Raw genomic sequence first — 12,957 nt, 5'->3', positions numbered from 1 at the left:
GCGGCGCGGGCAAAGTCCTCATGCGGCGGGCGGGCTTCCCATGCTTTCGACGATTGGGTGCAGCGCCTGCCGCCCGGAACGGAGGACCGCGCGCGACAGCTCTGCCAGCGCGGTGCCGGCGATGCGGCTCTGCTGCCAATGCAGCGGCACGTCGAGCGGCCGGCCGGGCACCAGCTCGACCAGACGGCCGGCTGCCAGATGGTCGGCGACCAGCGGGTCGGGGTTCATTCCCCATCCCAGCCCGGCCAGCGCTCCGTCGACGAAGGCATGGGTGGAGGGCAGCCAGTGGGTCGGCGGGGTGGGCACCGGCCCCGGGTCGTGATCGCCCAGCGCCAGACGCAGCCACTGCGCCTGTAGCCGGTCCTTGCGATTGAAGGTCAGGCAAGGTGCGGTGGCGAGGCTTTCGGCCGTCACCCCATCGGGGAAATGGCGGCGCAGATAGTCCGGGCTGGCGGTGGCGCGGTAGCGCAGTGCCCCCAGCGGATGGCTGTTGCAGCCGGGGACCGGCGCCGCGCTGGCGGTGACGGCGGCCAGCACCTCGCCCTTGCGCAGCCATTCGGCGCTGTGGTCCTGGTCGTCCAGCACCAGATCGAACAGGCAGCCGGGCAGCTCCGCCATCGCCGCGACGAACCATGTGGCGAGGCTGTCGGCATTCACGGCGATCCGCAAGGTGACCGGCCCGTCCGCCGGGCTGAGGCCGGGCAGGGCGCCGCGCAGCTCGCTTTCCAGCAATGACACCTGCTCCACATGCTGGCACAGGCGCTGGCCGGCGGCGGTGCCGGTGCAGGGCTGGCCGCGCACCACCAGTACGGTGCCCAGCCGTTCCTCCAGCAGCTTCACCCGCTGCGACACCGCGGAGGGGGTGACGTGCAACTGCCTTGCGGCGCGATCGAAACTGCCGGTGCGGATGACGGCGGCCAAGGCCGCCAGCAGCGGATAGTCCAGCATGAATTAGCTCTGCTTCATCAGGGCAAGGAGGATTAAGTACGGCATGCGAAGGTCCGATGGTAGCGGATTGGCATCCACCGACTCCGGAACCGCCAAGATGACCGAGCTTTCCACTGCTGTCCCGCTTCCCGCCTTCCTGGCGGGCCTGTTCCTCGGCTTCAGCCTGATCGTCGCCATCGGGGCGCAGAACGCCTTCGTACTGCGCCAGGGCTTGCGCAACGAGCATGTGCTGGCGATCTGCGCCACCTGCGCCCTGTCGGATGCCGTGCTGATCCTGGTCGGGGTCAGCGGATTTGCCAGTGCCGGCGCGCGCTGGCCATGGCTGGAGCCGCTGATGCGCTATGCCGGCGCCGCCTTCCTGCTGGTCTATGGCCTGCGCAGCGCTCGGTCGGCCTGGCAGGGCGGCGGCGGCGGGCTGAACCCGGCCGACCGGGAGCTGGGCGGGCTGCTGGCGGCGCTGCTGACCTGTCTGGCGCTGACTTGGCTGAACCCGCACGTCTATCTGGACACGGTGGTGCTGGTTGGCTCCGTCTCCGCCCGCTTCGCCGAGGCGCGGGGCGCTTTCGCCCTGGGGGCGATGACGGCGTCCTTCCTGTTCTTCTTCGCGCTCGGCTATGGCGCCCGGCTGTTGCGCCCGCTGTTCGCCCGGCCCGCCGCCTGGAGGGTGATGGACGGCGGCATCGCCCTGGTGATGTGGGCGATTGCGGTCGGCCTGCTGATCGGCTAGGCGCGGGCGAACAATGCATCGTCCTCGCAGAACAGCAGCGACCGGTGCAGCGCCGTTCCGGCAATCGTACCGGCGCCGACGGCCAGCGCCACCGATCCCGCGGCCCGTGCCGCGTCGCCGCAGGCGAAGACACCGGGGATGCTGGTCTCCTGCATCGCATCGACGCGGATATGGGTGCCGAGCGGTCCATCCTCGCTCGCGCACCCGAGCTGTGCGGCCAGCGGGCTGGCAACGCGGCTTCTCGGCAGCACGAACAGCCCGGCGAACGGCAATTTGCGTCCGTCGGCGAGCGCAACCTCCGGCGGGTCGCTGTCGATCCCGCTGATGAGAGCGGTTTCAACGGTGACGCCACGCCGGGCCAGATGGGCCGACTGGTCGGCATCCGGTTCAAAGGCGCCGTTCAGCAGCAGTGTCGTCGGCCCCCAATCCGGCAGCATCAGCGCATGGTGCATGGAGTGCCCGGACACGGCGACGACGCCGATACGGCCCTGCATCAGCTCATAGCCGTGGCAGTAGGGGCAATGGAAGACGGAGCAGCCCCAACGTTCCGCCAGACCGGGAATCGCCGGCAGTTCGTCAACCACACCGACGGCGATCAACAACCGGCGCGCACGGTGGCCTGTGCCATCCGAATCGGTTATCTCGAAGCCCTTGCTTGTCCTGACGGCCTTTTCGGCCCGTCCGGTCATCCAGGTGACGGCCGGATAGCGCATCAGTTGGGCGCGGGCTTCGGCGGCGATGTCACCCGGCGGACGGCCATCCTGCCCGAGAAAGCCATGGGAGTGGCTGGCGAAGCGGTTGCGTCGCAGCCCTTCGTCCATCACCAGCACCCGGCGGCGGGCGCGGGCCAGTTGCAGCGCGGCGGCGATGCCGGCGTAGCTGCCGCCGACGATGATGGCGTCATAGGTCGTCGTGTCGTTTCCGTTCATGCCTGTGCCTTTCCATGGATGGAGCGGACACGCCGTCCGCGCCCAGTCACGATACATGATAAGTTACATGAAAGGGCGCGGTCAATGTGCCATGTAACTTATGAAGTGGCCTGAGTTGACCGCTCGCCCTGCGTACGCTTAAAAGGACCGATTGCCGATGAGACAGGACAGCCGCCTTTCCCGCATGCTGCATGTGTTGATCCACATGGACCGGCATGACGGTGCGCTGACGTCGGAGGCGATTGCCGAGATGCTGAGCACCAATCCGGTGGTCATCCGCCGGACCATGGCGGGGCTGCGCGAGGCCGGCCATGTGCGGTCGGAAAAGGGCCACGGCGGCGGCTGGCGGCTGGCTCGGCCGCTCGACGGGATCACCCTGCTGGACATCCACCGCGCGTTGGGGGAGCCGGGAATCTTCGCCATCGGTCCCACGGCGGACGAGCCGAGCTGCTTGGTGGAGCAGGCCGTCAATGCCGCCCTGGATGGGGCACTGCGTGAAGCGGAGGCGGTGCTCGTCCGCCATCTCGGCCAAGTGACGCTCGCCGATCTCGCTGCCGATTTCGACCGGCGCATGAAGGCGCTGGGAAAAGCTGAGCGCGGTGCCTAGCCCAGTTTGGGCGACTCCCCCTCCTGCGCCCGCCGGATCGCTGCCTCGACGCATTGCAGGTGCAGCTTCTTGCGGGCGAGCAGGCGGGCGCGGCGTTCCTCCAGGTCGGTGGTCGCCATCGCTTCGATGGCGCAGCCGCGCCAGCCGTTGGCGTCGAGCGCGCGGGCGACCTCGGCATAACCGAAATAGCCCTTCTCCGGCTGCTCCCAGGGCGGGCGGAAGTCGGCCCGGCGCAGGACGAAGCGGTTGGACTGGCTGCCGCCGCCCAGGTTGGTGAGTCGGGCCACGATCAGCCGTTCGCCGTTGCCGTGAACGACGGTCAGGATCGGGCGGATTCCGGTGATGGGTGGATCGACGGCCATGATCCATGCATAACGGTCCGGGGGCGTCCTGACCAGAGCGTCGCTGACCGCACTGCTGCACGCTCCGTCTCCCGTCCGAATGGAGAAACACCGATGCGCCCCGTCACCAGGCCTGTCACATGGCCCCTCACGCGGATTGTCCCGAGCCTCTCCTCCGCCGCGCTTTCGCTGTTTCTGCTGGCCGGCCCCGCCGCGGCCCAACTGGCACCCGTCCCGACGGCGATGGCACCGGCGCTCGTTTGTGACGCCTATGCGGCCGGCGCGATGATCGAGGCGCAATTGTTCTTTGGTCGGAACATCGGCAGCGAGATCGGCGTCAGCGAGCGCGACTGGACCGATTTCCTGAACGGAGAGGTAACGCCACGCTTTCCCAACGGCCTGACCGTCACCGACGGGTCGGGTCACTGGCGCGACATCGAGACCGGGCGCTTGGTGCGCGAACCCAGCAAAATCCTCACGCTGCTGGCCGATGGCGACCCGGCGACGCTGGTCCTGATCCGCGAAATCGTCGATCTGTACAAGGGGCGTTTCCACCAGCAATCGGTCGCGCTTGTCGTTCGGCCGGTCTGCGTTTCCTTTTGAATTCCAGGTTTCGGAACAGTGTTTCACCGTTTCGGAATGCGACAGCCCGTCGCACCCCCGACCTTCTGACATTTGCCTGCACTTATGCTTTTGTCGCAGATTGTGGAGGTCGCGTAACGGATCGTTTCGCGGCCGAGAGGAAATGCGCACTGAATAGTACCAAAATAGAACGAGGGACGCCCTGCCATGAGCCCGACCGCCAGCACCACAACTGCCGAGCTTTTCGACCAGATGCATGCCCGCTCCCTGTCGGACCCCGCCGGGTTCTGGGGCGAGGCGGCGAAGGACATTTCCTGGTTCAAGCCGTGGGACAAGGTGCTGGACGACAGCAATGCGCCCTTCTACCGCTGGTTCACCGGCGGGGAGCTGAACACCTGCTACAACGCGGTGGACCGCCATGTCGAAGGCGGGCGTGGGGATCAGGCGGCGATCATCTATGACAGCCCGGTCACCCAGACCGTCCAGACCATCACCTATGCCGAACTGCTGGATCAGGTCGCCCGCTTCGCCGGCGTTCTGCGCGCCCAGGGCGTGGAGAAGGGCGACCGCGTTCTCCTCTACATGCCGATGATCCCGCAGTCGCTGGTCGCCATGCTGGCCTGTGCTCGTCTGGGTGCGGTCCATTCCGTTGTGTTCGGCGGATTCGCCCCGCACGAACTGGCGACCCGCATCGACGACGCCAAGCCGACGGCCATCGTTTCGGCCTCCTGCGGCATCGAGCCGAACCGCATCGTCAAGTACAAGCCGATGCTGGACGCCGCCATCGAGCAGTCGGCCCACAAGCCGTCCAGCGTCATCGTCTGGCAGCGCCCGCAGGAGACGGCGGCGCTGATCGCCGGCCGCGACGTCGATTGGGCCGAGGCGGTGGCGACGGCCGAGCCGGCGGAGTGCGTGGCCGTGAAGGCGACCGACCCGCTCTATATCCTCTACACCTCCGGCACGACCGGCCAGCCCAAGGGCGTGGTGCGCGACAATGGCGGCCATGCGGTGGCGCTGCGCTGGACCATGACCAACATCTACAACGTCAAGCCGGGCGAGGTGTATTGGGCTGCGTCGGACGTGGGCTGGGTCGTCGGCCACTCCTACATCGTCTACGCGCCGCTGCTGACCGGCTGCACCACCGTGGTCTTCGAAGGCAAGCCGGTCGGCACCCCCGATCCGGGCACCTTCTGGCGCGTGATCGAGCAGCACAAGGTCGGCACGCTGTTCACCGCCCCCACCGCCTTCCGCGCCATCAAGCGCGAGGATCCGGACGCCAATTACCTGAAGAAGTACGACCTGTCGCACTTCCGCGCCCTGTTCCTGGCCGGCGAGCGGTCGGACCCCGACACGCTGCACTGGGCCGAGGACAATCTGAATGTCCCGGTGATCGACCATTGGTGGCAGACCGAGACCGGCTGGGCGATTTCCGGCAACCCGCTGGGCGTCCACCTGTTCCCGATCAAGTACGGTTCCGCCACCCGCCCGATGCCGGGCTGGGACGTGCGGGTGCTGAATGCCGAGCTGAAGGAGGTTCCGCGCGGCGACATCGGCGCCATCTGCGTCAAGCTGCCGCTGCCTCCGGGCACGTTGCCGACGCTGTGGAACGCCGACGAGCGCTTCAAGAAGTCCTACCTCGCCGACTACCCGGGCTATTACCAGACCGGCGATGCCGGCTTCGTCGACGATGACGGCTATGTCTATGTGATGGCCCGCACCGACGACATCATCAACGTCGCCGGCCACCGTCTCTCCACCGGCGCCATGGAAGAGGTGCTGTCGAGCCACAAGGACGTCGCCGAATGTGCGGTGATCGGCGTGGCCGACGACCTGAAGGGGCAGGTGCCGCTGGGCTTCGTCTGCCTGAAGGCCGGCGTCACCCGACCGCATGAGGAGATCGTCAAGGAGGTTGTCCAACTGGTGCGCGAGCAGATCGGCCCGGTCGCCGATTTCAAGCGTGCCCTGGTGGTCGACCGCCTGCCGAAGACGCGGTCGGGCAAGATCCTGCGCGGCACCATGCAGAAGATCGCCGACAGCCAGGACTACAAGATGCCGGCGACCATCGACGATCCGGGCATCCTGCCGGAGATCGCCGACGCTCTGAAAACGCTGGGCTACGCCAAGACCAGCAGCACGCCGGCTTGACACGCCGGACAGGGACGGGGCGGCCTCCCGGCCGCCTTTTTCCGTCCCGCTTGCCGGATCAGCCGGCGACGACCGACAGGTTTTCCGGTTCCTCGCTGCCGAGGTCGAGCAGCGGCAGGAAGCTCGCCGGTTCCTGCGCGCCGGACAGGGCGTAGCGGCGGTTGAAGATATAGCAGGGGACCGCCTGCAATCCCATCTGGCGGGCCAGGGCGTCGGCGGCGAGCACGGCGGCCGATTCGGCGTCGCTCGACAGCTGGCGCCGCGTCTCGACGAAATCCAGTCCCAGACCGGCGGCGACGCTGGCCAGCGCGTCCGGGTCGCCGATGTCGACGCCCTCGACGAAATAGGCGGCGAACAGCGCGTCGGCCATGGCATTGCCCAGCCCCTGGCGCCCGGCGATGCGGACCAGCCTGTGGGCGTCGAAGCTGTTGGGTGTGCGCTGGATGCGGTCGAGCGCAAGCGGCAGCCCGTCGCGTGCCGCAGTGTCCTCGACGACCCGATGGATCTGCCGCGCCCGTTCCGATCCGCCGAACTTGGCGGCGAGATAGTCCTCGCGCGACATCCCGCCGCGCGGCATGTCCGGGTTCAGCTGGAAGGGCTGCCAGCGGAGTTCCGGGCGCAGGTTGGGCCGCTGCATCAACGCCCGGTCGAGCCGGCGCTTGCCGATGTAGCACCAGGGGCAGATCAGGTCGGCGAAGGTTTCGATCAGCATCCCACCACTATCGGCGCGTGCCCCGGATCGGGCAACCGCTTCTTCCATGCCGTCACGCCATCGTCGGCCCCTCCCGGCTTGCAACCGTTTGTTAACCGAGTTGGTCCGACAGTCCGGGGTGGCTCCGCCCGTCATTCTGCGGCCGGCGGACATATCCCGATGGGCGATTCCCGATGAGCAATTCCTACGTCGACGGCAAGGTGCGCGAAGCGATCCTGGCGGCCAAGGGCAGCCGGATGAATGCGCAGAAGCTCCTGATGGCCTGGGCCGTCGAGGATCCCGACCTGTTGCGCGGCATTGCCCAACCCTTCCTGAAGGCCATCGCGGCGGCTGCCATCGAACGCGCCGGCCGTCCGGCCAGCAGCAGGCCGGCCGCGCGCCCGGCCGCCGCGGGCGGTGCGGGGGGAGGGCGTCCGTCAGCCTCCGGTCTCAGCCGTGACGCGCTTGAGAATTTGCTGAACCAGCTGGGCCGCGAACCGGACGAACATCTGGCCCCGCAACGGACCGCCCCTGCCGGCAAGTCCGCCGGGCCGGGCTCTGCGAAGGGTGCCACGATCCACGATGCCCCGGCGGGCGGGCCGAATCATGAAAAGGCGATGATGGCGATTGCCAAGGCCTTTGTCGCGAAGAAGGTGCGCTGAGGCGAGCCCCTACGAACCGCTGTTGGGGGCGTAGGGCGTCGTGTCGTCGAACCAGCCCTTTTTGCGCGGCAGGGTGCGGATGTCGGGCGGCGGGCTGGCGAGCGCGGTGTTGCCGTTGCGGTAGGGGTCGGGGATGTGGTGGCACTCGACGTCGGCCAGCGTGCGGTAGCAATAGACACGGGACCGGTCGATCTCGACCTTGTCAGGGCAATAGTCGCCGGTCTTCTCGAAACTCAGGATCGAACAATCGCGTCCCGTGGCGGCCGACACGATATGGTCGCCAATGGTCTTCTTGGTGGCGTTCAGCGTCACGACATCCGCACCGGCCGCCGCCAGCCCGAGCGGTGAGGTGCAGCCGGCAAGAGCAAGTGCCGTAATCGCGAGCGAAACGGCGATCCAACCCCGCATCCGGCCAATTCGCGTCGCTTCCAACCCTGCGACCATGCCCGTGCCCACCATCCAGCAGTTCCCATCGCTATGCATGTGCAGTGACCGATCCCGCACAGTGCACGCGAACGCGGTTAACAAGCGGTGAATTCACCGCTGGGGCGGACCTCAGCGCAACAGGGTGCAGATGCGCGAGCGGCATTGCACGACGACGAACGCATCCTTGTCCTCCGTGCAGCCGACCTTGAAGGTGGTCGCTCCCTCCCGTCCCACGGTATAGCGCAGCACCTCCACCTTCGCCGGTGTGCAGTTGCCCATCGATTTGGCGATCTCCTTGGCCTCCGACTGGGCAGCGGAGACATTCGCGGCGGCCATCGCCGGTCCCGAGGCGAACAGCACAAGGGACGGCAGCAGGGCGGTCAGTCGAAGACGGAGCGAGCTGTGGATCGGCATGGCGCGACTATCGCACGGGGTAGGGCGCTCCGGAAGGGCTGCCTCCGAAATGTCGCAGCGATGCGAATCACTCCGCGCCGCCGGGGCCAAGCTGGTATGATCGGGGCAACGTGACCGGGGTGGCGCCTTGCCGCGCGGTACAGGACCAGGGTGGGGAAACGCATGACTTCGAACGATCGGCGGCTGGGCGACCGCATTCTCGCCGCGCTGGAACTGGCGCTGGAGCAGGAGCATCTCGACGTCGCCGAACATCTGGCCCGCGCGTTGGAGGAAACGCTGACCCGTTTCGGTGGACCCGATGCCGTCGACCACCGCGAACTCTCTGCCGGCATGCTGCTGGCCTTCGATCGGCTCGATGAACTGCGCCGCGCCGCCCATCGCCTGCCCTGAGGGCACCGGTGAAACGCCCGCGAACGGCAGGCCTTGCCGGAGAGGATTTTTTTGCAATTTGGTGATTGACAGGCAGCGGCCCGGGCGACTACAAACCGCCCACCGAACGACGGGGGCCTTAACGGCTCCGGTGAAAAACACTAAGCGAAACAAGCCTTTGGCTCAGTGACGATCAGGTGTTTCGAACAAGTCGCTCTGCGCGGGTGTAGCTCAGTTGGTTAGAGCGCCGGCCTGTCACGCCGGAGGCCGCGGGTTCAAGTCCCGTCACTCGCGCCACTTTCTCTTTCAAATTCGGCGTCAAGCGCCAGTATGATCCAAGGACTCGCAAATTGCGGGTCCTTTTTCGCATGCATATTGTCTTCCCTTTCCCCTATTTTAAAAACGTGGTATTACCAGGGTCTAGCGCGGGGGCTGGCTTGTCCTTCCGCGTGGTGAAAAGCGATTCAAAGCGCTTTCCTTGCCCACGGTCTCGGCATATATTCCGGCCCGTCTGATGGGCTAATCCAAGGCATGGCTGCCACGGCTTTGCGCTTCCGCCGATTTCCCGGCCGGAACGGCGCCCGTGGTCGTGGGCTTATGGGAGGAACGCGGTGTCGACTCCGCTGATCATTGAGTATCTTCCGATCCTGGTGTTTCTGCTGATCGGCATCGCGCTGGCCGCGGTGATGGTGGGGGCATCCTACGTCATCAGCCCGAAGAACCCGGACGCCGAGAAGGTCTCCCCCTACGAATGCGGCTTCGAGCCGTTCGAGGACGCGCGCACCAAGTTCGACGTGCGGTTCTACCTGGTCTCGATCCTGTTCATCATCTTCGACTTGGAAGTCGCCTTCCTGTTCCCGTGGGCGGTCGCCCTCGGTGACATCGGGCTGTTCGGCTTCTGGTCGATGATGCTGTTCCTGGGCATCCTGACCATCGGCTTCATTTATGAGTGGAAGAAAGGAGCTCTGGAATGGGAGTAGAGGTCGCCAAGCCGCTGGCGCCGATTCCGCCCGGACCGGAACAGGATGCCTACATCCGCGCGGTCTCCGACGAGATCCAGGACAAGGGCTTCGTGCTGGCGAAGTACGAGGATCTGCTGGCCTGGGCCCGGACCGGTTCGCTGTGGCCGATGACCTTCGGTCTGGCCTGCTGCGCGGTGGAGATGATCCACGCCTATATGAGCCGGTACGACCTGGACCGCTTCGGCGTCATTCCGCGTCCCAGCCCGCGCCAGTCCGACTGCATGATCGTCGCCGGTACCTTGACCAACAAGATGGCTCCGGCGCTCCGCAAGGTCTACGACCAGATGCCGGAGCCGCGCTGGGTCATCTCGATGGGGTCCTGCGCCAACGGCGGCGGCTACTACCACTATTCCTACGCGGTGGTGCGTGGCTGCGACCGGATCGTGCCGGTGGACATCTATGTGCCCGGCTGCCCGCCGACGGCGGAGGCGCTGATCTACGGCATCCTCCAGCTCCAGAAGAAGATCAAGCGCGGCAATCGCATCGCCCGCTGACCACGGCGTACCGTCCCGCTTCCGGCCGCCGGAGGCGGGACGAACGACAAGCGCGCTGAAGACAAGTAGGAAGGCAGGGTCCCACCCATGTCCGAACAGGCGTTGAAGGAACTCGGGGACGTCATCGCCGCCAAGATCGGCGGCGACGTCCTCAAGGTCGAGGTGAAGCTCGGCGAACTGATGGTGACGGTCAAACGGCCGGCCATCCTGGCGGTGCTGACCGCGCTGCGCGACGACCCGGCCACCCGGTTCGAGCAGCTGACCGACATCACCGCGGTTGATTACCCCGACCGCGCGGAGCGGTTCGAGGTCGTCTACCAGCTGCTCAGCTACACCCACAACCGGCGCATGCGTGTGAAGCTGGCCACCGACGAGGACACGCCCGTCCCGTCGGCCGTTGCCGTCTTCAGCGCCGCGAACTGGTTCGAGCGCGAGGCGTGGGATCTGTTCGGCGTCTTCTTCGAGAACCATCCGGACCTGCGCCGCATCCTCACCGACTACGGGTTCGAGGGGCACCCCTTCCGCAAGGACTTCCCGCTGACCGGCTACGTCGAAGCCCGCTACGACGAGGACCAGAAGCGCGTGATCTACGAGCCGGTCCGTCTGACCCAGGATTTCCGCGCCTTCGACTTCCTCAGCCCGTGGGAAGGCATGACCAATGTCATGCTGCCCGGCGACGAGAAGGCGGCCCTCCAGGACGGGAGCAAGAAGCCGTGAGCATGACCGTTTCGACCGACTCGGCGACCGGCGTCGTCACGACTGGTCCCGGCGCGCCGATCAGCGTCTCCGGTCCGGAGACCAAGACGCAGATCAAGCCCTACACGATGAATTTCGGGCCGCAGCATCCGGCCGCCCACGGCGTGCTCCGTCTGGTGATGGAGCTGAACGGCGAGGTGGTGGAGCGTTGCGATCCGCACATCGGCCTGCTGCACCGCGGCACCGAGAAGCTCATCGAGTACAAGACCTACATCCAGGCCGTGCCGTATTTCGACCGGCTGGACTATGTCAGCCCGATGTGCATGGAGCACGCCTATGTGCTCGGCATCGAGAACCTGCTGCAGATCAAGGCACCGCTGCGTGCCCAGTACATCCGCGTGCTGTTCTCGGAAATCACGCGCATCCTGAACCACATCCTGTCGATTACGACGGGCGCGCTGGACGTCGGCGCGATCACGCCGGCGCTGTGGGGCTTCGAGGAACGCGAAATCCTCATGGAGTTCTACGAGCGTGTGTCGGGCGCCCGCCTGCACGCCAACTATTTCCGGCCGGGCGGCGTCGCCTGGGACATCCCGGACGGTCTACTCGACGACATCTGGGCCTTCACCGAGCGTTTTCCGAAGTTCATGGACGACCTCGAGAGCCTGCTGACCGAAAACCGCATCTTCAAGCAGCGCACGGTCGACATCGGCATCGTGACCAAGGAGCAGGCGCTCGACTGGGCCTTCACCGGTCCGATGCTGCGCGGCTCCGGCGTCGCCTGGGATCTGCGCAAGTCGCAGCCCTACGAGGTCTACGACCGCATGGAGTTCGACGTCCCGGTCGGCCTGACCGGCGACTGCTGGGCGCGCTATCTGGTCCGCATGGAGGAGATGAAGCAGTCGCTGCGCATCATCCGCCAGTGCTGCAAGGAGATGCCGGCCGGTCCGTACAAGATCGAGGACCGCAAGGTCTCCCCGCCGCCGCGCGGCGAGATGAAGCGCTCGATGGAAGCGCTGATCCACCATTTCAAGCTCTTCACCGAGGGCTTCCACGTTCCCGCCGGCGAGACCTACACCGCCATCGAGGCGCCCAAGGGCGAGTTCGGCGTGTATCTGGTGTCTGACGGCACCAACAAGCCCTACCGCTGCAAGATCCGCGCGCCGGGCTTCGCCCACCTTCAGGGCCTGGACTTCATGTCGAAGGGTCACATGCTGGCCGACGCCGTCGCCAACATCGCCTCGATGGACATCGTTTTCGGAGAAATCGATCGATGAGCGCGCCCGCTTCCGATCACGGCCACGCCGAGCCGACCAGCTTCACCTTCACCCAGGAAAACCTGGAGCTGGCGAAGCGCATCATCGCCAAGTACCCGCAGGGTAAGCAGGCCAGCGCCTGCATGCCGCTGCTGGACGTGGCCCAGCGCCAGAACGGCGGCTGGCTGCCGCGCGTCGCCATGGACGCCGTGGCCGACCTGCTCGGCATGCCGCGGATCCGCGTGTACGAGGTCGCGACCTTCTACACGATGTACAACAAGAACCCGGTCGGTAAGCACCACATCCAGGTCTGCACCACCACCCCTTGCTGGCTGCGCGGGTCGGACGACATCGTCCACACCTGCAAGAAGAAGCTCGGCATCGAGGTGGGCGAGACCACGGCCGACGGCCAATTCACGCTGGGCGAGGTCGAGTGCTCGGGCGCCTGCGTCAACGCGCCGGTTGTGCAGATCGGTGACGATTACTACGAAGACGTGGCCCCGGAGCATATGGAGCGCATCCTCGACGCGCTGGCGCGCGGCGAGACGCCGAAGCCCGGTTCGCAGAGCGGCCGTCAGTCCTCGGAGCCGGTCGGCGGCCCGACGACGCTGAAGGCCTTTACCACCGCGCAAGCGGAAGATTGAGGGG

At 66.5% G+C, this 12,957-nt stretch carries 17 protein-coding genes and 1 tRNA gene; 12 read left to right on the top strand and 6 right to left on the bottom strand.

Annotation, left to right across the window (positions count from 1 at the left end; all coding sequences use genetic code 11):
• Positions 1–18: 18 nt before the first annotated feature.
• The gene (locus ABNQ39_RS08295) at positions 19–948 is read right to left on the bottom strand and encodes a LysR family transcriptional regulator ArgP (protein WP_376956759.1); all 930 of its coding nucleotides are present in this window, start codon (positions 946–948) and stop codon (positions 19–21) included.
• 97 nt (positions 949–1,045) lie between these two features.
• Here ABNQ39_RS08295 and ABNQ39_RS08290 point away from each other — a divergent pair, with 97 nt between their 5' ends.
• Positions 1,046–1,675, top strand: coding sequence for a LysE/ArgO family amino acid transporter (locus ABNQ39_RS08290; RefSeq protein WP_376956757.1), 630 nt, complete (start codon positions 1,046–1,048; stop codon positions 1,673–1,675).
• Here the strand turns inward: ABNQ39_RS08290 and ABNQ39_RS08285 are convergent.
• Positions 1,672–2,604, bottom strand: a complete 933-nt coding sequence (locus ABNQ39_RS08285) for an NAD(P)/FAD-dependent oxidoreductase (RefSeq protein ID WP_376956755.1) — start codon at positions 2,602–2,604, stop codon at positions 1,672–1,674. The genes ABNQ39_RS08290 and ABNQ39_RS08285 overlap by 4 nt on opposite strands.
• A gap of 157 nt (positions 2,605–2,761) precedes the next feature.
• Here ABNQ39_RS08285 and ABNQ39_RS08280 point away from each other — a divergent pair, with 157 nt between their 5' ends.
• Entirely contained in the window at positions 2,762–3,211 is a 450-nt protein-coding gene (locus tag ABNQ39_RS08280; RefSeq protein ID WP_376956753.1) for an Rrf2 family transcriptional regulator, read from the top strand.
• On the opposite strand, the gene ABNQ39_RS08275 is transcribed toward ABNQ39_RS08280, so the two are convergent.
• Positions 3,208–3,573 carry a hypothetical protein gene (locus ABNQ39_RS08275; RefSeq protein ID WP_376956751.1) on the bottom strand — a complete coding sequence of 122 codons (366 nt, stop codon included), beginning with the start codon at positions 3,571–3,573 and terminating at the stop codon, positions 3,208–3,210. The genes ABNQ39_RS08280 and ABNQ39_RS08275 overlap by 4 nt on opposite strands.
• Positions 3,574–3,666: 93 nt before the next feature.
• Between ABNQ39_RS08275 and ABNQ39_RS08270 the strand changes: the two genes are divergently transcribed.
• Both ABNQ39_RS08270 and ABNQ39_RS08265 read left to right on the top strand, forming a co-directional pair.
• Positions 3,667–4,155: a DUF3574 domain-containing protein gene (locus ABNQ39_RS08270; protein WP_376956749.1), complete on the top strand. Its 489-nt coding sequence runs from the start codon at positions 3,667–3,669 to the stop codon at positions 4,153–4,155.
• 186 nt (positions 4,156–4,341) lie between these two features.
• Positions 4,342–6,279, top strand: coding sequence for a propionyl-CoA synthetase (locus ABNQ39_RS08265; RefSeq protein WP_376956747.1), 1,938 nt, complete (start codon positions 4,342–4,344; stop codon positions 6,277–6,279).
• A gap of 58 nt (positions 6,280–6,337) precedes the next feature.
• Here the strand turns inward: ABNQ39_RS08265 and ABNQ39_RS08260 are convergent, their stop codons facing one another.
• Entirely contained in the window at positions 6,338–6,991 is a 654-nt protein-coding gene (locus tag ABNQ39_RS08260) for a DsbA family oxidoreductase (RefSeq protein ID WP_376956745.1), read from the bottom strand.
• A 173-nt stretch (positions 6,992–7,164) separates the two neighbouring features.
• On the opposite strand from ABNQ39_RS08260, the gene ABNQ39_RS08255 reads away from it, so the two are divergent.
• Positions 7,165–7,632 (top strand): hypothetical protein, encoded by a 468-nt coding sequence (locus tag ABNQ39_RS08255; protein WP_376956743.1) that lies wholly within the window; start codon positions 7,165–7,167, stop codon positions 7,630–7,632.
• A gap of 9 nt (positions 7,633–7,641) precedes the next feature.
• Here ABNQ39_RS08255 and ABNQ39_RS08250 read toward each other — a convergent pair whose 3' ends face one another.
• Both ABNQ39_RS08250 and ABNQ39_RS08245 read right to left on the bottom strand, forming a co-directional pair.
• Positions 7,642–8,091 carry a hypothetical protein gene (locus tag ABNQ39_RS08250; RefSeq protein ID WP_376956741.1) on the bottom strand — a complete coding sequence of 150 codons (450 nt, stop codon included), beginning with the start codon at positions 8,089–8,091 and terminating at the stop codon, positions 7,642–7,644.
• A gap of 96 nt (positions 8,092–8,187) precedes the next feature.
• Positions 8,188–8,472, bottom strand: a complete 285-nt coding sequence (locus ABNQ39_RS08245) for a hypothetical protein (RefSeq protein WP_376956739.1) — start codon at positions 8,470–8,472, stop codon at positions 8,188–8,190.
• Positions 8,473–8,634: 162 nt separating this feature from the next.
• Between ABNQ39_RS08245 and ABNQ39_RS08240 the strand changes: the two genes are divergently transcribed.
• From ABNQ39_RS08240 to nuoE, 7 genes are all read left to right on the top strand, one after another.
• Entirely contained in the window at positions 8,635–8,862 is a 228-nt protein-coding gene (locus tag ABNQ39_RS08240; protein WP_376956737.1) for a hypothetical protein, read from the top strand.
• A 199-nt stretch (positions 8,863–9,061) separates the two neighbouring features.
• Positions 9,062–9,138: transfer RNA gene (locus ABNQ39_RS08235), tRNA-Asp, on the top strand.
• Between the two features lie 314 nt (positions 9,139–9,452).
• Positions 9,453–9,821, top strand: a complete 369-nt coding sequence (locus ABNQ39_RS08230; protein ID WP_045580751.1) for an NADH-quinone oxidoreductase subunit A — start codon at positions 9,453–9,455, stop codon at positions 9,819–9,821.
• Positions 9,812–10,357, top strand: a complete 546-nt coding sequence (locus ABNQ39_RS08225) for a NuoB/complex I 20 kDa subunit family protein (protein WP_174470176.1) — start codon at positions 9,812–9,814, stop codon at positions 10,355–10,357. The genes ABNQ39_RS08230 and ABNQ39_RS08225 overlap by 10 nt, the downstream gene beginning before the upstream one ends.
• 87 nt (positions 10,358–10,444) lie before the next feature.
• On the top strand, positions 10,445–11,074 hold the full coding sequence (locus tag ABNQ39_RS08220; RefSeq protein WP_200192576.1) for an NADH-quinone oxidoreductase subunit C: 630 nt from the start codon (positions 10,445–10,447) through the stop codon (positions 11,072–11,074).
• A 107-nt stretch (positions 11,075–11,181) separates the two neighbouring features.
• Complete coding sequence (locus tag ABNQ39_RS08215) at positions 11,182–12,330, top strand: NADH-quinone oxidoreductase subunit D (RefSeq protein ID WP_244560922.1); 1,149 nt, start codon at positions 11,182–11,184, stop codon at positions 12,328–12,330.
• Positions 12,327–12,953, top strand: coding sequence for an NADH-quinone oxidoreductase subunit NuoE (gene nuoE / locus ABNQ39_RS08210; RefSeq protein ID WP_376956734.1), 627 nt, complete (start codon positions 12,327–12,329; stop codon positions 12,951–12,953). The genes ABNQ39_RS08215 and nuoE overlap by 4 nt, the downstream gene beginning before the upstream one ends.
• Positions 12,954–12,957 lie beyond the last annotated feature (4 nt).

The organism is Azospirillum sp. A26 (assembly GCF_042604635.1).
Lineage (GTDB): Bacteria > Pseudomonadota > Alphaproteobacteria > Azospirillales > Azospirillaceae > Azospirillum > Azospirillum palustre.
Note: the sequence above shows the minus strand (reverse complement) of the source record. Positions and strands in the feature narration are given on the sequence as shown.